Below are 20,420 nucleotides of genomic sequence, written 5' to 3'. Positions count from 1 at the left end.
GATGTATTGATTATCTTAATATGTATTTATAGCGGCTAAAAATACGATTTTTAACGATAAAATCTACCAAATACGCTATATTTTGTCAGAAAATAACATACCGTTTCATGTAAGAATATCGCAGAATGTCGTGTTCATCATGACTCGATGTCAGGATTATTATTTAGGAGTTTGTAATGTCCAAGACTGGATTTGGTCAAATGTATCGCCAACTTTCGAGTAAGTTACTTGACCTTGTGGTAACCCCACATGTTCTTGGTGAAGTTCCTACAGAATCCACCACTACAGAGCCAAACACAACCGATTCAAATAAGTTAGTTTGCTATGTTTTACAAAATTATTCGCGTAGTAATGCCTTGGTTGTTGATGGTGAAACCCGCCGTCTCAATTTAAAACCTGCATTAGATCCCTTGAGTTTTGGGAGCTATCAAGAAAAAAATTCAGTCTTGTTTTTACATCATAACGAAAATAATTTTTTTAATACCCAAACATTCCCACCTCGCCTGTTACAACTGGTCGAAGCCTTAGAACAAAATGCAGATACCGATATTCAATTGGTTCCTGTGACTGTACTTTGGGGACGTTCACCCGATAAAGAAGATTCTTGGTTCAAATTATTATTCTCAGACACTTGGGCAACGCCAGGTACAGTTAAACAACTGATGAATATTGGTTTGCATGGTCGCCAGTCTTATTTAGAGTTTCATGAACCGCAATCTTTGCGTGAGTTGGTAGATTATGCCAAGAGCAACCACCCAAATATTTCGCCAGCAACCTATATTGCCAGTTCTTTAGATACCTATTTAGATCAACAACGTGAAGTGGTGCTTGGTCCTGACTTGTCAGACCGTCGCAATGTGATGCAATCAGTGGTTAAGTCCGCTGAGGTACAAGATGCCATTCGTCGTGAAAGCATTCAGCATAAAATCAGTATGCTCGAAGCTGAGCGTCGTGCCATTGGTTATGTCAATGAAATCGTGTCTGACTATTCAGCATCTGCGGTACGTTTTGCCGATATGGCTTTAACCCGTTTATGGACACAGCTTTATGACGGCGTAGAAGTCCATAATTTCAGTACGGTACGTGAACTGGCAAAAGACTATGAAATCGTTTATACCCCGTGCCATCGCAGTCACATTGACTATTTATTATTGTCCTATGTGATTTATAAACGTGGCTTGATGATTCCATATATTGCCGCTGGTGATAACCTTAACCTTCCATTCGTTGGTCAGTTATTACGTGGCGGTGGTGCGTTCTTTATTCGTCGTTCTTTCCGCGGAAATGCACTTTATACTTCGGTATTTAAAGAATATTTGTATAGTATTTTATCGCGCAATACGCCTATCGAATACTTTATTGAAGGTGGGCGTTCACGTACAGGTCGTTTATTACCACCTAAAACCGGTATGTTGGCGATGACCATTCAAGGTCATTTACGCGGTCCAGCAAAACCAATCGTCTTTGTACCCACCTATATTGGTTATGAGCGTTTGATGGAAGGCTCTACCTATGTGGGTGAAATGCAAGGCCAACCCAAAGAAGCGGAATCCATTTTTGGTATCGTAAAAACCTTACGTAAAATTGAACGTATCTTCGGTAAAGTACATGTCAACTTTGGTGAACCTGTATTCCTGAATGATATTTTGAAACAACAGGGCGCTGAAAATATTCAAGCGGATACTGCAAGCACCACAGAAATCTCCAATGTCGTTGCAAGCTCAGCCAATCTAATTTTAGAAAATATCAACCGTGCTGTGGTGATCAACCCAGTGTCATTGCTTTCTTTAATTTTATTGGCGACACCAAAACACACTTTAGATGAAGAAATTTGCGCGAAGCAACTCGACATTTACCGCGATTTGGCAACACAACGACCATATGATGAACGCACACAAGTCACGTCATTGTCAGGCAAAGAGATTATTGCTTATGGCCTTAAGCTCAAGCTCATCAAACGTGTACAACATGTGTTAGGCGATATTATTGCGATTGAAGATAATCAAGCTGTATTACTGACCTATTTCCGCAACAATATTTTGCACGCCTTTGTTTTACCATCGTTAGTGGCTTCTCTGGTCGAGCACAATGGTAAAATTCATAAGAATGATTTAAGCAACGTGATCCGTACTTTGTACCCGTTCTTAAAAGCTGAATTATTTATGAAATGGGAAGCTGCTGAATTGCAAAAGCAGATTGATAATTATATCGATGCTTTGGTTCAAATCGGTTTGATTTTCCAAGATCATGACGGCAATTTATTCAGCCCGACACCAAACAGCGAAGAGCATCAAAAGCTAGTCACTTTAGCGCTGCCAGTAAAGCAGAGTTTAGAACGCTACTACATGACGCTTGCACTGATTACTCAGCGTGGTTCAGGCAATATTTCGACCAAGCAAGTTGAAGAGCTTAGTCACCTGTTAGGTCAACGCTTATCTGTGTTGTATGAGTTCAACTCACCAGAGTTCTTCGATAAAGCGTTATTCCAGAGCTTTATTAAAGTACTGACTCAGCAAAATTATATTCGTAATAATGAGCAAGGTTTCATTGAATATGATGATAACTTTAGTGAAATGGCGGCAGGTGCACAACTGGTCTTAGACGAGACCACGCTCCAAATGTTGCAGCACATCACCACATTTAGCGATGAAGAGTTAGCAGAAGCATTAGAGGCTATGGCGTCTCAACAAGCCAAGCGCCGCTTAAAACGCAAGAAAGCTTAAGTATAAAAAAAGGCAACTTCGGTTGCCTTTTTCTTTCATGGTTATCTGCGGCACTCTAAATATTTTGGATCATCCAAACATCTTAAGCGTTTGATCAACTCAACAAAATAAGCATCATAATAGCCCGAATCGACATAACGATTTCGAATCTTGGCAACCATCGCTTCATAGCCTTGCTTCTCAAAGTTTGATACATCAGCCCAATAATAAGCTGGTAAATGATTTTCCCACTGCATCGCTTGCGCAGCCAAAATATGACTATTACTGACAAACCAAGCTCTAATCTTATGTCCAAAACCTGCAGGATACGCTTGCGGACGAATCACCACATTTAGAGCAAAATAAGCGACAGGAAAATTAACTACTTGAGTCGACTCACCAAACTCTTTTTTTAAGTTATAAGGCAGTACCCCATAAGCAGGTGCAGCCAAAATATCAATTTTCTTCTGCTTGAATGATTCGATCGCATTGGCAAAATCAATATAAATTGGTTTTGCTCCGACGCTTTGCACCAAAGCCTGTTGCGGTGGATTATCTGCGAGTATCCCGATCGTTTTATTCTTTAACTGAGAGACTTTACTGATTTGCTGAGTATTCATAATCATATATGCGGTGCCAATTGGAATCATCCCAACCACTTCATAACTACTACTGATCATTCGTTTTTCGATATTTGAATTATTCAGCAGTTGCAGAAACACCCGAGCAATACGATTATTGGGAATCAGACCAATCCCCCCCGTTGTGCCCATAAAACGGTTATAACGATAGGTATTAAAATTGGATGCCACCAAACCCGAACATTTACGCTGATCAAATGCTTGTATCGCCGCACTTTCATTCTTAAATGTTTGTAGTTTTAACTGAACTTGATTCTGCAATGCATACAGACGAATGTCCTGCAAACGACGACTAATATCACCCTGAGTGCTTAAAGGATCAAACACACACCATGTCTGCTCAACAGCCCAACTCGCTGTCGTGATCAATCCCAGTAAGATCATGCAAATTATTTTTCTCATGTATCACCTTTACGCCTCGCCGCAAACCATGTGCTCAATTCAGGCGGTTCCTTTACGGAATCTGTTCGTATTTTAGATTCAAAATACATACCAACTATTTAAACTTTCTTTACAGTGTAATCTAATTATTTTTCATTACTATGTACCAACAAGGCTGCTGCATAGTCATTAAAGCAAATCAAATGGTCAAATTGAAAGCCAGTGTCATCCAAGCGTGTGGCGTAAATTTGCTTACCTGTGTGTTGCTCTGACAATAGTTTTAAATGCGGTAAATTTAATTGCTGCTGAAACCACAACAGAATTTCATGCATCGGTAAAGGCGTATTATTGGTGATGAGATAACTCTTTTCCACTTTAGATAAATTAACTAATAGTGCCAAAAACTTTGCTAAATCATCAATATGAATACGATTACTAAAATGAATCGCTGGATATGTTGCTGTTTGTTCGGCCAGCTTGGTTAACCGTGCAATCGATGTACCATAAATTCCTGTAGGACGAACAATAATACTCTGCTTTGGATAATGCGCCTGCCAAAGTAACTCCATCTTCCGCAGGATCTGCCCTTGCTCATCAGCAGGCTGTATCGGCGATTCATCATCAATTCGCTCTCCTGCATTTTCACCATAAACACGGGTAGACGAAACTATAATGATGCGTTGTACAGGATGCGCTTTGAGTGCGTGTACAATTGGCTCAACGCTATCCAAATAGGTCTGTTGATATGCCTCAATACCACTTTGTGCAGGTGCAAGTAATACATATACCATCTCAACAGGCGGTAGCACAGTTAAATCAAGTTGCTGGATGTCCTGAATATAATGCGTCGCGTAACAATCTGTTTTTTCACTGCGACTAATTGTGCTAATGTGGTGACCTTGCTCAAATAAGTGTTTAGCGACACGCTGAGATGTTTTACCATAACCAATAAATAAAATATGCATACACACCTTTGAGCAGAGATGACATCAGTTCAGCAATTACAAGGCGTTGGTGCTGCCGCAGCGACCCTATTAGAAAAGCTTCATATTTTTAGCACGGATGATTTGTTATTCCATCTTCCCCGTGACTATGAAGATCGTAGCACTATTATTCCAATGAATCAGCTGATCGTTGGACGAAGTTATTTACTCGAAGGTGAAGTACGGTCTGTGGATTTCCCGCCTGGGAAAAAGAAATCACTTGCTGCCTTAGTGCAAGACGATTTTGGCAAAGTGACTTTGCGCTTTTACCACATTTATAAGGGACTGACTGATCGCATCAAGATGGGGCAACAACTGCGAATTTTTGGTGAAGTTCGAGTGGGTGCACGTGGTTTAGAGCTTTATCATCCTGAAATTCAAGTGATCCAGCAACACACGCCTTTACCCAAGACGCAACTCACTGCGATTTACCCGAGTACCGAGGGTCTGACTCAACCCAAGCTACGTGAATATGTGCGCCAAGCCTTGCAGCATCATAGTGATGACTTACCTGAATTACTGCCTAGCAAGTACAGCAATGGTTATGAGCTTAAACAAGCCTTGCATTACATTCATGAACCACCGATTGATGCCAACATGTTACAGCTCAATCAAGGTTCGCATCCAGCGCAACAACGTCTGATTTTTGAAGAACTGGTCGCACATCAAATTAGTTTACTCACACGTCGTGCTTATATTCGCCAGATTGCTGCGCCACGCTTTAGCAGCAGTAAAGTACTCGCGAAGAAGCTATTGGAAGGCCTACCTTTCCAAATGACCAATGCACAAAAGCGTGTATCCAAAGAAATCTTACAGGATCTTAAACAAGATCAGCCAATGTTGCGCTTGGTACAAGGCGATGTAGGCGCTGGTAAAACCTTAGTGGCCGCAGTTGCGGCTTGTCACGCCTTAGAAGCAGATTGGCAAGTGGCGCTTATGGCACCAACTGAAATTTTAGCTGAACAGCATTATTTAAACTTTAAACGTTGGTTTGAGCCTTTGGGCATTCAAGTTGCATGGCTTTCTGGCAAACAAAAAGGTAAAGCCAGAACTCTAGCGGAACAACAAATCAAAGAAGGTCATGCTCAACTGATCGTAGGTACCCATGCGCTATTTCAAGATACAGTTGGATTTTCTAAACTAGGCTTGGTCATTATTGACGAACAGCACCGTTTCGGGGTTGATCAACGTCTGGCTTTACGCAACAAAGGTGCTGATCAATTTACCCCGCATCAATTGGTGATGACGGCAACCCCTATTCCTCGCACCCTAGCCATGAGTGCCTATGGCGATTTAGATACCTCTATTATTGATGAGTTGCCGCCTGGACGAACGCCAATTCAGACGGTAACGATTCCCTTAGAGCGTCGTGAACAGGTGCTGCAACGTATTGCCAGCAACTGCCGCGAAGGCAAGCAAGCGTATTGGGTGTGTACCTTAGTGGAACAATCTGAAACATTGGATGCGCAAGCCGCGGAAGCAACCTACCAAGAGATTAAAGATCGCTTTCCAGACATCAATATTGGTCTGGTACATGGCAAGATGAAAGCAGATGAGAAACAAGCCGTCATGCAAGCGTTTAAGGACAATCAATCACAGCTTTTGATTGCCACCACGGTGATTGAAGTTGGAGTCGATGTACCGAATGCGTCTATTATGGTGATTGAAAATGCGGAACGTTTAGGATTATCGCAACTGCATCAGCTTCGTGGTCGTGTGGGTCGTGGTGCCACCGCCAGTTTCTGTGCCTTACTCTATAAAACACCTTTATCACAAAATGGTCAGGAACGCCTTTCGATTCTCCGTGAAAGTAATGATGGTTTCATCATTGCAGAAAAAGATTTAGAAATACGTGGCCCCGGTGAATTGTTAGGTACCAAGCAAACGGGGGATATGGGCTTCCGTGTCGCACGTTTAGAACGAGATGATCATTTACTGACACAAGCGCATTACGTCGCTGAGCAAATTTTAAAAGACTATCCACAACATGCGGACGGACTATTAAAACGCTGGCTGCCTGAAGCACCAAGATATGCCTATGTTTAAACGACTTGGCACATCGGCACAGCAGCTATTTGATTATTTTACGCCTTGCAGTCTCTGTGACATCGGCATGAAACGACAGTTTGGCCTTTGTCACAGTTGTTGGCAACAACTGCCGTGGCTGAAACACGGCATCGAACGCAATCAGCAACACGTCTTCGTCGCCTGCCATTATCAATACCCGATTGACCGTATTATTCAACAATTCAAATATGAGCAAAAACTGCATCATCAAAGACTATTAAATGGCTTGTTACTGCAGCTCAAACTTCCTAAAGTGCATGCGATTGTACCTATGCCCATTTCGGTTGATCGTCTAACCGAACGTGGTTTTAATCAGGCCCTGCTTTTGGCCAAATCACTCAGTGCACACTTAAATATTCCTGTGTGGCAACCTGTACAACGCTTGGCACAGCATTCACAAAAAGGCCTGTCACGTTTGGAACGGCTGGAAGATATTGAACAACAATTTGTGGCTGCACCACCCAACCCGATTCGTTACCGCAAAGTGTTAATTGTCGATGATGTACTCACGACCGGCAGTTCAATTACGGCCCTATCCAAAGTCTTGGAGCAACTCGGCTGCCAACAAATCTACAGTGTCTGCGTAGCAGCCGCACAAAGCCCAACAATCAATTCATTCGATTTTGCTGACACCACGGAATCACAATCTCTTTAGTCAACGGAGCTAATAAAGTGGATTGATCATCGAGTTCAATCCATTTCATTTCCGCAATTTCCGCTGCAATTTGTGGCGTCTGTTTTAATTCAACCACATAGACATAACTCACCAAAACATGATCAGGTTCATTCGCGGCAGCAGTCTCAAACTGACCAATGAATCGCGTCAGCTCACATTCACAGCCAATTTCTTCCAAAATTTCACGTTGCATCGTTACTTCAGGTGCTTCGTCAACTTCGAGCTTGCCGCCCACTTGCATAAACACCTGCGTATTTTGCTTGCGCACTAACAGCAATTGGTTTTGTTTATTTAAAATGACGGCAGCTGCCACAGTGATGGTTTTCACGAATTGATCCTCAAGCTTGAATTTCAGCGGTCGACATCCACTTCGGTGTCACTGGTTGATATGCCGAAAATGCGGCCAGAATATCATTAATTTGCTCCGCTACAATTAAGCGATCCACAAAACGTTCCTGACTAAAACCGCGCTCAACCGAAGTCTGAAGCATCTTAATCAAGTCATCATAAAAACCGTCAACATTTAAAAATGCACAAGGTTTTTGATGAATCCCCAGTTGGCTCCAGGTCCATTGTTCAAAAATTTCTTCCAAGGTTCCTGCCCCACCCGGCAATGCCAGAAAAGCCTCAGACAGCTCAGCCATTTTGGTTTTACGTTCATGCATATTATTCACGATATGCAATTCGGTTAAACCTGTGTGAGCCAGCTCTCGATCAACCAAAGCAGTTGGAATGACCCCAATCACTCGCCCACCCGCTTGCAAGGCACTATCCGCCACCACACCCATTAGCCCTGAACGACCACCACCATATATCAAGGTTTTACCCTGTGCTGCAATTGCCTGACCTGTTGCCTGCGCCATTTGCTGATAAATGGGATCATTACCGAGAGAAGAACCACAGAAAACACATATAGAATTCATACAATTAAAACCGTTTTATATAACTGTCATGCTGATAAAGTAGGCTATGTAACAAGATTTTTGAGAAAATAGCGTTTAGGCAAGTGTTTTTCGTTTCATCCTTGTCTAAAATACACGCTGCTTTTCGGTAAAAGGCCGAAAATTTACATCGACTGCGCGAGGAAAAAAGACATGCTTGAAGCCTTTTATGCCACAGAGCGCGGTAGTCTAGAAGATGCAACCATTAACGGAAGTTTTGATCTCCATCCCGAACTGGTTTGGATTGATCTCATCGCCCCATCCCAAGAAGAACAACAATGGGTCTTGGATGCCTATGAGCAAAATTTACCGACCTTAAAATCACTTGAAGACATTTCCTCATCTGCACGATTTTACCGTGATGATGATGGAATTTTGCATATCAGCACCTATTTTTTAACAAAGAATAAAAATTATCAAGTCGATGGCGATGCAGACGACTCTTTACCCATGTTGGCCATGGTACAAACGGTTGCATTTATTTTGCATAAAGATCGCTTATTTACCATGCGTGGTGAAAAGCTGGTCGCATTCCGTGCCTTCCGTGCCCGCGCTCGTCGTAATGACTATGATATGGACTATAAAGATCCAACCTGGATCTTGCTCGGTTTACTTGAAGCGAAACTGGATGAGCTTGCGGATATCCTGGAAGATATCCACAAGGACTTAGAACGATATTCCACAGAAGTTCTGAATAACCATCATCGCGAGAAAATTTTAGATCTAGATGACATGATTACGCGCTTAGCCCAACAAGAAGATATGCTGGGAAAGGCACAACTCTGTTTAATTGATTTACGTCGTGTTTTGACCTTTTTAGCGCGCCCACGCGCATTGGGCAGTCATATTTATGATGCCGACATTCGCGAGTTGAGTGAGGATGTTCGCTCGTTGGTCGAACATGATGCCTTCTTATTCCAAAAAGTACGATTCTTGCTGGATACCACCTCTGGATTTATTAACACCGAACAGAACGATACCATTCGTCGATTCTCGATTTTACCAAGCATGCTTGCGCCACCAATGCTGATTGCCAGTATTTATGGGATGAACACCGATGTGCTGCCTTTTGCTCATGGCAGCTTAAGTTTTTGGATTGTCATTGGTATTTTGATGGCGTTCTTAGTATTGCCAATGTTTTACTTCCGCTGGAAGAAATGGATCTAAACATGAAAGGTTTATTTCTCTTTTTGAATATAATCCTTTCAATATCAAAAGTTTCTGCGTGTGCACCACATTCCCCCAAAGAAGTGTTTATCGCACGTGTCCAATCGATACAAAAATGGCCTTCTGACCACCAAAATCAATTTACATTTCAACATGCTCGCTTTGTATTTCAGCATTTTTTCAGGATGTTGTTTGCACCTAAACCCACACTCTGGCACAGTGATTTTCTAGCCAAAACAATAAAACCGAATGATTTAGTGATTGGTCTTGCTTACCCCATAGATCATACAGCTCCCAACGATTATCGAATCAGCTCTATGGCATTATTACGCTGTGAGAAAAACATCATATCGATAGATCATCCAATTGCCCCCTTGACGGCATGGAATAGAAAAACGAAAAGCTGTAATAATACCCCATCCGCCATCAAATTATTGGATGGTTTTTTAGAGTATGATCAGGGCTATTATTTAGAAAAGTTACATCGAAAATATCCAAGCTGCGAGGCTCTTTTTTCTGCTTTCCCCAAAATATAAGGATAAAAAAAGAGAACTAAAAATAGTTCTCTTTTTTTCACTCTACCAGATCAATCAAATTAATTTCAAATCATCTTGTAAATGGCAGGCTTGGATAATCTTCAGCATTTTTTCAGACACATTTTTAAAATGCAGCCCCTTATTTTCAGGTGTCTGACGCAACCATTGCACCAAGACCGCCAAAGATAAGGTATTACCCTGTTCAAGCTGAGCCAAATCCACAACCAAAGGAAAATCCTTATGTTGTCGAATATGCTTCAAGCCTGCCTGATAAATCTGTTCTGCATTGGCAAAGTTAATCGTTTTTGAAACGACCAACTGCTGATCAATATACTGAATCACCCGTCACCTACTTATTTTTTGCTGGTTGCAGCATCTGCATCAGGTTTAAAGGTTGCAATCGCTTTATTGATGTCGCCACCATTACGCTGAACGGTTGCAGCGAACTGGTTACGGAATTGCAAACCAAGATCAATACCAGACACATTGATATTACGTACTTTCCACTGATCGCCCTTGTCTGTTAACTGGAACGATACAGGGATTTTCTCACCATTATGTAAGAAGTCCAATGTTACCACTGGGTTCTTGCTGTTGGTCGATTTGAAAGGACGCATGGTGTAGCTTTCATTGGTATATTTCGCGAAAGCACCACCGTAGTTTTCAATAATCACGGCACGGAAGTTTTGCTCAAACTGAGCACGTTGTGCAGCAGTGGTGTATTGATTATTCGCATAAGTACCGAGCACAATACGTGTAAATGCTTGCGAATCTACATACGGATCAAGGTTTTGACGAATAATTGTTCTGACTAAAGCAGGATTATTCTGTAATTTAGCGTTATCTGCTTTTAAACGCGTAATTAAGCCATCAGCCACACGTTTAACAAAATCAGGTGGGGTCTCTGTTGGTGCTGCAAATGCCGCACTTGCAAGCATTGTTGATAATACGCTTGCTGTTAGAGTTTGTTTCAATAATGTGTTCACTTCAATCTCCTAACCTGAATTACTCAACAAAAGAAGGTTCTGCTTCAGCCGTAGCTGGTTGAGAAGCAGGACTCTCTGCAGAGGTTGAGCTCGATGTGGCTTTACCCGCACCACCAGTAATAAACTTACTGATTAAATCTTCTAAATCCATTGTACCTTGGGTATTTGAAACGACGTCACCCCGTTTAAGGTAGTTCACACCACCACCTGGAACAACTTTCAAATATTTCTCACCCAAAAGACCATTGGTTGCAACCATTATATAAGCATCTTCATCCAAACTTGTGATGGATGTCATGTTACTGATAAGTTGCTGTTCCATTTCTTTTTGTTTCGCAGCATCGGCCTGTTGATAATCAGAGCTATAGCGCAATTCTTCAAGCGCATTCTTTTGCACTTCTTTGAGTTGCTCAGGACTAAAGCTGGTTAATTTACCATCCAGATCAAATTTAACGGTTGCTAAACGCGTTACAGGATCAAGCGTGATTGATTCGACACGGCCAATGGTCACACCACTCATGGTCACTTTCGCACGCGACTTTAAACCATTTACGTTATCAAACTGCGCTGTCATGCTGTAGCTATCACGTAAATTCGTACCGACTAAACCACTAACTTTCATTGCAAGAAAAAATAGAGCGATACCGAAGATAATGACAAAAATACCTACGGCCAGCTCACTAGTACGTGATTTCATTAAATCCCTCCGAACATGACCGCAGTCAACACGAAATCAAAACCTAATACACAAAGTGAAGAATATACGACCGTTCTAGTCATCGAAGTCGCGATACCTTCTGGCGTCGGATCACAAGCATAACCTTGATATACCGCTACCCATGTACAAATTAAAGCAAATACAATGCTTTTGATAATGGTGCCATTAAAGATATCATGCCAGAATTGCACGCTACTCTGCATACCACTCCAAAATGACCCTTCATCCGCCCCTAAAAAATCAACGCCAACCAATTTGCCGCCAATAATACCAATGGTTGCAAAAATCACAGTGAGCATCGGCAGGCTGACAATACCAGCCCATAAACGCGGGGCCACAATCTGGCGAAGTGGATCAACACCAATCATTTCCATACTGGCAAGTTGTTCACTCTGTTTCATGGAGCCGATTTCAGCAGTTAATGCTGAACCTGCTCGCCCAGCAAATAACAGGGCAGCAACCACAGATGCAAGTTCACGCAACAAGGTGAGTGAAATTGCGGTACCTAGCATTGCCTCACTACCAAAAGTGACCAGAATGCTATACATCTGCAAACCGAGAACAGCACCAATGAACAGACCTGACACAGCAATAATCAGCAGGGACATCACCCCGACACGATACATTTGATACACAAAACGCTGAAATCCGCCTTTCGATGGCATGGCAAATAAAACTTGCAAGAGCATCAATGCCGCAGCACCAATCCCCTTTATCCGCTCAATAACGAGTCTACCTAACCAGGCAATCGCATTCATGGACGAACCTCGTTATCTAAATATGCTTGGTGAGTAAATTGATATTCCACAGGACCTTCAATTGAGCCTGTTAAAAACTGACGTACAAATGGCGATGCATGATTTTTTAATTGTTCAGGTGAACCTTCACCCTGAATTTTGCCTTCAGCCACCACATAAATATAATCAGCAATCGATAAAGTCTCAGCAACATCATGCGAGACGATAATCGTGGTTAAATCTAAAGCATCTCGTAAAGAACGGATTAAACGGGTTAAAACGCCCATTACAATTGGATCTTGGCCTGCAAATGGCTCGTCATACATAATCAGTTCAGGATCTAAGGCAATTGCTCGTGCCAAAGCCACACGACGATTCATCCCGCCTGATAGCTCCGATGGCATTAACTGCTCAGCACCACGCAAGCCCACTGATTCAAGTTTTAAGCCAACTAACTCTGCAATAATATGTTCAGGTAATTTGGTATGTGCACGGATTGGAAAAGCGACATTTTCATACGTCGACATATCAGTAAATAATGCGCCACTCTGGAAGAGCATTCCCATACGCGCACGTGCAGCAAATAATTCTTGACGCGACATTGTCGCAATATTTTTACCGTCGAGCAGCACTTCACCGTGATCAGGCACCAATTGCCCACCGATCAAACGTAATAAAGTCGTCTTACCCGTACCAGACGGTCCCATAATTGCAGTAATTTGACCACGTCGAATTTTAAGACTGATATCGTCATAAATGACGCGTTCTCCTCGATTAAAGCTCAAGTTTTTAACTTCAATTAAGGCTTCTGTATCGAGAGGAGATTTGTTATTCATAATGGCATATTCCTGCACTTTTTATGCACGCATACTATACACTGAAAGATTAAACGCTTGTTTTTATTTTGATAAAGGATGTATCAAGAGTATTTAATTTATGTAGTTATTCTTTGAAACAACTTGGCTGGTCGTTTGATGAGAATTGACATTAAAAGAATCAGAATGGTTGGTATCAAACAGCGCATAAGCGAAAAATAAGCCATTGCATAGCATCAAAATGACAAATAAACACGGCAGCCCTTCACTACACATGAATGACCATATTTGACTCAGAAGACTGTTATTTTGCTTAACGCTATTCATTTCTTATATAAAATTTGAATTAGTACACATTTTTTACATTTTACATGACTAACACAAAATAAAAAAGCCAGTTTTTCAACTGGCTTCTTCTTTTTATCGGTTTTTAACGATTAAAAATCGTTTTTGCGACGACGGTCACCAAAACCACCTTCACGTTGTGGACGATCACCGAAATCACGTTTTGGACGATCTTCACCACCAAAATCACGCTTTGGACGGTCTTCACCACCGAAACTACGCTTTGGACGGTCTTCACCACCGAAACTGCGTTTTGGACGATCTTCACCACCGAAGCTACGTTTTGGACGGTCACCAAAACCACCTTCACGTTGAGCAGGACGATCACCAAAATCACGCTTTGGACGGTCGCCGAAGCTACCTTCACGACGTGGTTTGTAATCTACACGGTTACCACGGTTGTCATCATTCGAGTCAAAACGCGGTTTATCGTTGAAACCACCTTCACGACGTGGACGATCAGAATTGAACTCGCGACGTGGACGGTCTTCACCACCAAAGCTACGCTTTGGACGATCTTCAAAACCACCTTCACGACGTGGACGGTCTGAATTGAATTCGCGACGTGGACGATCTTCACCACCGAAGCTACGTTTTGGACGGTCTTCAAAACCACCTTCGCGACGCGGACGGTCTGAGTTGAACTCACGACGTGGACGATCTTCACCACCAAATGATGGACGTTCGCCACGTGGCTTGTCATCAAAGCTACGACGTGGACGGTCATCACCACCTTCACGGCGTTTGAAGTTGCTTTCGCCTTCAAAACGACGACCACCACCGAAACCGCCACGACCGCCATCACGGCCGCCACGACCACGACCACCGCCATCACGGCCACGACCACCACCATCACGACCTGAACGAGCAGGAGGTGGAGATGGCTCTAAACCTTCGATTTCAGATACATTTAAACGTGCATCTAAATAATCCTCTAAAGCACGGATTTTGCCACGCTCACGGTAAGTCGCTAAAGTAACGGCTTGACCTGTACGACCCGCACGACCTGTACGACCAATACGGTGTACATAGTCTTCATTTTTCATCGGTAAACCGAAGTTGATTACGTGTGAAATTGTTGGTACGTCTAAACCACGCGCTGCAACGTCAGTCGCAACCAAGATTTTTGCACGACCTTCACGAATGCTACGTAAACGACGGTTACGAACGGTTTGTGGCATCGCACCATGCAATGCAACAACTGAATGACCAGCTTCAGCTAATTCTTCAGCAAGCATATCTGTATCTTCTTGCGTGCTTGCGAATACAACAGCCTGATCTACTGATTCGTCAGATAACCAATGCGTAAGTAATTTTTTCTTGTGTTCAAAGCCATCAGTCCAATGCAATGTTTGTGTTACATCAGTATTGGTGCTGTGACCAGTTTCGATTGCAATACGTTGTGGATCATTCATCATGCGTTCAGCAAGACGAATAATACGATCCGCAAATGTTGCAGAGAACATTAATGTTTGTTTACGGTTTGCAGCTAATTCACCAATTGCTTCTAGATCTTCAGAGAAACCTAGATCAAGCATACGGTCAGCTTCATCAACAATTAATGATTCAACTTTATCAAGTTTAATTTGACGACGGTTTACGAGGTCAAGTAAACGACCTGGAGTCGCAACGACAACTTGTGCACCTTTAAGCTGTTGAATTTGCTTACCGAAAGGCATACCGCCCATAATTGCAGCAATACGAACACCTTTCATGTGACGTACAAATGCAATCGCGTCTTGGCTTACTTGTTGAGCCAATTCACGTGTAGGAGAAATAACTAAAATAGTAGGCTGAGTTACCGCTTTCATACGGTCTTTAAAAGAAACAAATGCTTCTTCGCCTGCTAATGCATTTAACGTTGGGAGTAAAAATGCAGCTGTTTTACCTGAACCAGTTTGGCTCGAAACTAATAAATCTTTCCCTTCTAACGCAGCGGGAATCGCTTGTTCTTGCACAGGAGTTGGAGTGGTAAAACCTAAACCTTCAAGCGCTTGTTGTAAGGTTTCGTGTAAAGAAAATTCGGCAAAAGTTTTGCTCATAGAGAGTTTCACCCTAATGGGTGCTCCATTTTAATAAATACAAAAAAATAGACATCGGCAACAAGCGGCAAAGCGACTCAAGCTGAAAAATATATGAAGTTCAGCGGCGATCCGAATAACGACGATGTGGACTAAACGCACGCTTGATTACTGCTTCAACCTGAAGAATCGCTAAGCGATTTGGGCGCAAGATGTGGTCCTCTCTACGGACAGCGTGCGCTAATATGAATAGAACTGAATGTTCAGGTAATGAACTGGAATTTAAGTGCGTGGGCGGATTATAGCAGAAAGTTTAAGAAAGTCACGTTTTTTTAGAAAATACTAAGCTTAGCGCTCACAAATAAACTATACACTTCCACTAAATGCACAATTATTCTTTTTGGTAACAATAGATTACTCCAACTTCGATATGAAAAATAAATTACAAAAGTTTTTAATACCAGTCCTATTGTTCGTCTTATGGTTAATCGGCTGTCTCAATATCGTGTTAAGTGGCAATCGAATTGATGATTACCTTATCAGGCATGACCCTGAGTATATTTTTAAATACCCTTTTGAAGAAGTTATATTTAGCTGTCTAATTTTCTCAGTCTACTTTATTACTCAAGCTCTATCTTTCTTATTAGGCTTTAATCGTAAACAGCCCACGCTATATTTTATAGTGTGCTCTGTAATTGTCACTGGGCAATTCTTTATTGCATATCTGACTTCAATGCATGCTCCGCCATATTGGGCTGCTTATTTAATCAATACAATTTTTTTGTTTTTATTTCAGCTCTTCATTCTTCCAGCTCTACTCCACAAAAAAAAGAGCAGCTAATGCCACTCTTTTTTAAAATCTACAAATTATTTTGCAGCATCGGCCCAAGCAGGAACAACTGTTTGCATCAATGGCTTTAACATCTTAAGTGAACTTGCAATCACCTGACCATTATCAAATGAATCATTGCCACCACGAGCATCAACAACCACACCGCCCGCTTCTTTCACAATCAACTCACCCGCAGCAATATCCCACGGTTTTAAGCCAAGCTCAAAGAAACCATCAAAACGGCCCGCAGCAACATAAGCCAAATCTAACGCAGCTGAACCACCACGACGAATTTGTGCACCTGACTTAGTTACAGCCAATAATGAAGCGAAATGCTGTTCTGCATAAGAAACAATTTCACCATTACGCTTGGCACGGTATGGATGTCCTACTGCAAGGAATGTACTTTCCAAGCTTTCTTTGACATTGACACGGATACGGCGTTGATTCATCACTGCACCACGACCACGGCTTGCAGAGAATAGCTCATCACGTACAGGATCATAGATCACACCGTGTTGAGTTACGCCTTTGTGTTGTACAGCGATAGAAATACAGAAATGTGGCAAACCGTTGATAAAGTTTTGTGTGCCATCTAAAGGATCAATCACCCAGCACCAATCTGCATCGTGACCTTTACCTTCTTGCATACCAAACTCTTCACCAAGGAAGCTATGGTTTTTATAACTTTTGCGGAGGGTATCAATTGTAAGTTGTTCCAAGTAACGATCGACACGCGTTACTGGACCATCAATGCCTTTTTCTTCAACTTGCAAATCGAGTTTATGACGATTCTGATGTGCCTTTAAAAGCTCTTGACCAACTGTTTGAGCCGCACGCGCAGCCATAACCACCATAGGTTCCATTGAACACCCACTACAAATTTGAAGATTTTGACAAAGAATAATGCATAAAAGCGCGTATATTCTAGCAAATATAAGCGCTTTTAGGGGAAAAATGTTGCGAAAAATTATTTTCGCTTTTACATGAGCTTATCGCTTAGAACCAAGCTTGCTCAATTGAGGCTAAAATTCCCTGACTGTCTAAACCACAATCCTGCAACATCTGTTGATGGGTTGCTTGATGTAAGAACGTGTCTGGTAAACCAATATTCAAAATCGGTTTAAGAATCTTCGCATATGCTAAAAACTCATTCACAGCACTACCTGCACCGGCCATAACCGCATGTTCTTCTACGGTTACAAAAAGTTGAGTCCGAGGTGCCAAATCACGAAGCATTTGTTCATCAAGTGGCTTCACAAACCGCATATTGACAACACGTACACCCATCGCGTGTTTGTCCGCCAATTGCTGAGCTGCTTCTACAGATGCTGCAACACGGCTACCAAAAGCAAGTATACTGATCTGCTGCTCGGCATCTACATTGAATTCTGCCACAATTTCAGCTTTACCTATTTCCATAGCTGTCATCTGCTGTTGAATCTCAACACCTGTGCCGACCCCACGTGGATAACGCACTGCTGTTGGCCCTTTATAAAGATAAGCAGTATGCAGCATTTGACGACATTCATTTTCGTCTTTCGGTGCCATAATCACCATATTGGGTACGGTACGCATATAAGCATAATCATAAGCACCTGCATGGGTTGGGCCATCTTCCCCCACCAAACCTGCACGATCAATACCAAACGTGACATCTAGATTTTGCAAGGCAACATCATGGATCAGCTGATCATAACCACGCTGCAAGAAAGTTGAATAAATCGCAACAACAGGTTTAAGACCTTCACATGCCATACCCGCAGCCAAAGTCACGGCATGCTGTTCTGCAATGGCAACATCAAAGAAACGCTCTGGATATTGCTGTGCGAATTGCACCATCCCAGAACCTTCACACATCGCAGGTGTAATCGCGAGTAAACGATCATCTTGAGCAGCTTCATCACATAACCATTGCCCAAATACATCTGAATACTTAGGTGGTGATTTTTTTACTGGCGCAGATGCTGTCGGTGCAATTTTAGTAATCGCATGATAAGTAATCGGATCTGCTTCGGCAGGCGCAAAACCTTTGCCTTTTTTTGTATAGATATGGACTAAGCGTGGGCCTTTACGTTTTTTGAGTGCATGGAAGACTTGTGCAAGCTGTTCTACATCATGTCCGTCAAATGGACCAAAATAATCAAAACCAATTGCTTTAAATAAATTATCGGCTGCGTCGGTTGCCGATTGGTGTAAACGAGAGTTATAGGTCCACTTTGGATGCGGTTGAACATAGGCTTCGCCTTGTTCATTTACATTTACCAATTGGCCTGTTTCCCAAATTGCCGCCAAATGTTTTGCAAAACCACCCGTACTGCACGAGATCGACATATCATTATCATTTAAGACAACGATTAAATCTGCGTCATGGGCAACCGCATCATTCATTGCTTCAAAAGCCATACCTGCAGTCATTGCACCATCGCCAACGATTGCAACTACATTACACGAATCTTTTTGATAACGGCGAGCCAACGCCATGCCCAAACCTGCTGAAATCGCAGTTGAAGAGTGACCAACACCAAAGGTGTCAAACTCAGACTCATCACGTGCAGGGAAAGCAGCTAAACCATTTTTACTTCGAATCGTGGTAATACGATCACGACGACCTGTCAGAACTTTATGTGGATAAGCTTGATGACCCACATCCCAGACTAAACGGTCATCTGGTGTATTAAAACAATAATGCAGTGCAATTGTTAGTTCGACTACACCTAAATTTGCCCCAAAGTGACCGCCACTTTGTCCTGCTGCATACAAAATATATTGACGTAACTCATCTGCAACTTGTACAAGTTGGCTTTGCTCGAGTTGACGTAATTGTTGCGGATGGTCAATTCCATCTAACAATGGCGTAACAGGGCGTTGAGTTGGAATTTCGGTATACAACATAATGTGGCAAAGCCTTTTTAAGCCTGGCAAGTCCGAAGCTGGGTTTTAAATGGGGGCAATCATACAATTAAATATGATCTACCTTCAATCAGCCACACGTGCGAATGATGTAGTGCTGAACATTCTCATGCAAATTTTAAAGAATGACCGATAGATTATCCTGAATTATGTCACTGTTTATCAACCATTATTGTGTTCTTTGTATGAAAAAGAAAAAGTTATGTGAAAAATCAGAAATTCCAATTCACGCAATCTTCATACATTAGGCTATACTCGAACTGTTTTTATTATCATAGTGAGCTCTCTGTGCCGATTGAATTTATTGCAACATCAAAGCTACCCACCGCTTTTGGTGACTTCAATATTTCCGTGTTTCAAGACCCTGCAACAGGCGAAGAACATGTGGCGCTATCTAAAGGTTTAGAAACGGCTCCAGATAAGCCAGTGCTTGTTCGCATCCATTCTGAATGCTTAACTGGCGATGCTTTCGCGTCACTAAAATGTGATTGCGGACCACAATTACAAGCCACACAAAGCTTGATCAATGATGCAGGTCAAGGCGTGATCCTCTATCTTCGCCAAGAAGGTCGTGGTATCGGTTTAACCAATAAAATTCGTGCTTATGCCTTGCAAGATCAAGGACATGACACCGTTGATGCGAACCTGTTATTGAACTTGCCTGCGGATGCTCGTCGTTATGATATGTGCAGCATCATGCTGGATCATCTTCAAGTCAAAGAAGTAAAACTGGTTACCAATAACCCACTTAAATTAAAAGCATTGACCAATCTCGGTATCAATGTGGTGGAGCGTGTTCCACTAACGGTTGGACGTAATCCGTTCAATGAGCAATATTTAAAAACCAAACGTGAGCGTATGGATCATCTTTATAAAAAAGATGACTTTTAATTCATTTTTCAAAACGTTTAAAAATAAATCAGTTAAAGGGTTATTATTGTAAAAAATAAAAAAACCCT

At 42.1% G+C, this 20,420-nt stretch carries 18 protein-coding genes; 6 read left to right on the top strand and 12 right to left on the bottom strand.

Annotated features, from left to right (window positions below; genetic code table 11):
- Positions 1 to 176: 176 nt before the first annotated feature.
- On the top strand, positions 177 to 2,723 hold the full coding sequence (gene plsB, locus MMO42_RS06930) for a glycerol-3-phosphate 1-O-acyltransferase PlsB (protein WP_241319846.1): 2,547 nt from the start codon (positions 177 to 179) through the stop codon (positions 2,721 to 2,723).
- A gap of 41 nt (positions 2,724 to 2,764) precedes the next feature.
- On the opposite strand, the gene MMO42_RS06925 is transcribed toward plsB, so the two are convergent.
- On the bottom strand, positions 2,765 to 3,745 hold the full coding sequence (locus MMO42_RS06925; protein WP_241319845.1) for a putative solute-binding protein: 981 nt from the start codon (positions 3,743 to 3,745) through the stop codon (positions 2,765 to 2,767).
- Positions 3,746 to 3,870: 125 nt separating this feature from the next.
- Positions 3,871 to 4,689: an NAD-dependent epimerase/dehydratase family protein gene (locus tag MMO42_RS06920; protein WP_241319844.1), complete on the bottom strand. Its 819-nt coding sequence runs from the start codon at positions 4,687 to 4,689 to the stop codon at positions 3,871 to 3,873.
- A gap of 18 nt (positions 4,690 to 4,707) precedes the next feature.
- Between MMO42_RS06920 and recG the strand changes: the two genes are divergently transcribed.
- The gene (gene recG / locus MMO42_RS06915) at positions 4,708 to 6,753 is read left to right on the top strand and encodes an ATP-dependent DNA helicase RecG (protein WP_241319843.1); all 2,046 of its coding nucleotides are present in this window, start codon (positions 4,708 to 4,710) and stop codon (positions 6,751 to 6,753) included.
- Positions 6,746 to 7,429: a phosphoribosyltransferase family protein gene (locus tag MMO42_RS06910; RefSeq protein ID WP_241319842.1), complete on the top strand. Its 684-nt coding sequence runs from the start codon at positions 6,746 to 6,748 to the stop codon at positions 7,427 to 7,429. Before recG ends, MMO42_RS06910 begins: the two co-directional genes overlap by 8 nt.
- On the opposite strand, the gene MMO42_RS06905 is transcribed toward MMO42_RS06910, so the two are convergent.
- Both MMO42_RS06905 and MMO42_RS06900 read right to left on the bottom strand, forming a co-directional pair.
- Positions 7,383 to 7,778, bottom strand: a complete 396-nt coding sequence (locus MMO42_RS06905) for an NUDIX domain-containing protein (RefSeq protein ID WP_241319841.1) — start codon at positions 7,776 to 7,778, stop codon at positions 7,383 to 7,385. The two genes, MMO42_RS06910 and MMO42_RS06905, sit on opposite strands and share 47 nt — an antisense overlap.
- Positions 7,779 to 7,788: 10 nt before the next feature.
- On the bottom strand, positions 7,789 to 8,373 hold the full coding sequence (locus MMO42_RS06900) for a TIGR00730 family Rossman fold protein (RefSeq protein ID WP_241319840.1): 585 nt from the start codon (positions 8,371 to 8,373) through the stop codon (positions 7,789 to 7,791).
- A 171-nt stretch (positions 8,374 to 8,544) separates the two neighbouring features.
- Between MMO42_RS06900 and MMO42_RS06895 the strand changes: the two genes are divergently transcribed.
- Both MMO42_RS06895 and MMO42_RS06890 read left to right on the top strand, forming a co-directional pair.
- Positions 8,545 to 9,558 carry a magnesium and cobalt transport protein CorA gene (locus MMO42_RS06895; RefSeq protein WP_005209109.1) on the top strand — a complete coding sequence of 338 codons (1,014 nt, stop codon included), beginning with the start codon at positions 8,545 to 8,547 and terminating at the stop codon, positions 9,556 to 9,558.
- Complete coding sequence (locus MMO42_RS06890; RefSeq protein ID WP_241319839.1) at positions 9,549 to 10,094, top strand: hypothetical protein; 546 nt, start codon at positions 9,549 to 9,551, stop codon at positions 10,092 to 10,094. The genes MMO42_RS06895 and MMO42_RS06890 overlap by 10 nt, the downstream gene beginning before the upstream one ends.
- A 54-nt stretch (positions 10,095 to 10,148) precedes the next feature.
- Here the strand turns inward: MMO42_RS06890 and MMO42_RS06885 are convergent, their stop codons facing one another.
- From MMO42_RS06885 to dxs, 8 genes are all read right to left on the bottom strand, one after another.
- Positions 10,149 to 10,436: an STAS domain-containing protein gene (locus tag MMO42_RS06885; protein WP_005297196.1), complete on the bottom strand. Its 288-nt coding sequence runs from the start codon at positions 10,434 to 10,436 to the stop codon at positions 10,149 to 10,151.
- A gap of 11 nt (positions 10,437 to 10,447) precedes the next feature.
- Positions 10,448 to 11,080 carry an ABC transporter substrate-binding protein gene (locus MMO42_RS06880; RefSeq protein ID WP_241319838.1) on the bottom strand — a complete coding sequence of 211 codons (633 nt, stop codon included), beginning with the start codon at positions 11,078 to 11,080 and terminating at the stop codon, positions 10,448 to 10,450.
- A gap of 19 nt (positions 11,081 to 11,099) precedes the next feature.
- Positions 11,100 to 11,777: an outer membrane lipid asymmetry maintenance protein MlaD gene (locus MMO42_RS06875; RefSeq protein ID WP_241319837.1), complete on the bottom strand. Its 678-nt coding sequence runs from the start codon at positions 11,775 to 11,777 to the stop codon at positions 11,100 to 11,102.
- Entirely contained in the window at positions 11,777 to 12,556 is a 780-nt protein-coding gene (mlaE, locus tag MMO42_RS06870) for a lipid asymmetry maintenance ABC transporter permease subunit MlaE (RefSeq protein ID WP_005147184.1), read from the bottom strand. The genes MMO42_RS06875 and mlaE overlap by 1 nt, the downstream gene beginning before the upstream one ends.
- Positions 12,553 to 13,371 carry an ABC transporter ATP-binding protein gene (locus tag MMO42_RS06865; protein ID WP_005297202.1) on the bottom strand — a complete coding sequence of 273 codons (819 nt, stop codon included), beginning with the start codon at positions 13,369 to 13,371 and terminating at the stop codon, positions 12,553 to 12,555. Before MMO42_RS06865 ends, mlaE begins: the two co-directional genes overlap by 4 nt.
- Positions 13,372 to 13,787: 416 nt before the next feature.
- Complete coding sequence (locus MMO42_RS06860) at positions 13,788 to 15,737, bottom strand: DEAD/DEAH box helicase (RefSeq protein WP_241319836.1); 1,950 nt, start codon at positions 15,735 to 15,737, stop codon at positions 13,788 to 13,790.
- Between the two features lie 846 nt (positions 15,738 to 16,583).
- Positions 16,584 to 17,414: an inositol monophosphatase gene (locus MMO42_RS06855; protein WP_241319835.1), complete on the bottom strand. Its 831-nt coding sequence runs from the start codon at positions 17,412 to 17,414 to the stop codon at positions 16,584 to 16,586.
- Positions 17,415 to 17,547: 133 nt separating this feature from the next.
- On the bottom strand, positions 17,548 to 19,443 hold the full coding sequence (gene dxs, locus MMO42_RS06850) for a 1-deoxy-D-xylulose-5-phosphate synthase (protein WP_241319834.1): 1,896 nt from the start codon (positions 19,441 to 19,443) through the stop codon (positions 17,548 to 17,550).
- A gap of 306 nt (positions 19,444 to 19,749) precedes the next feature.
- Here dxs and ribA point away from each other — a divergent pair, with 306 nt between their 5' ends.
- The gene (ribA, locus tag MMO42_RS06845; RefSeq protein WP_241319833.1) at positions 19,750 to 20,352 is read left to right on the top strand and encodes a GTP cyclohydrolase II; all 603 of its coding nucleotides are present in this window, start codon (positions 19,750 to 19,752) and stop codon (positions 20,350 to 20,352) included.
- The last annotated feature ends 68 nt before the right edge of the window (positions 20,353 to 20,420 follow it).

The organism is Acinetobacter sp. ANC 3882 (genome assembly GCF_022549545.1).
Classification (GTDB): domain Bacteria; phylum Pseudomonadota; class Gammaproteobacteria; order Pseudomonadales; family Moraxellaceae; genus Acinetobacter.
This window is presented reverse-complemented; position numbering and strand designations above follow the sequence as displayed.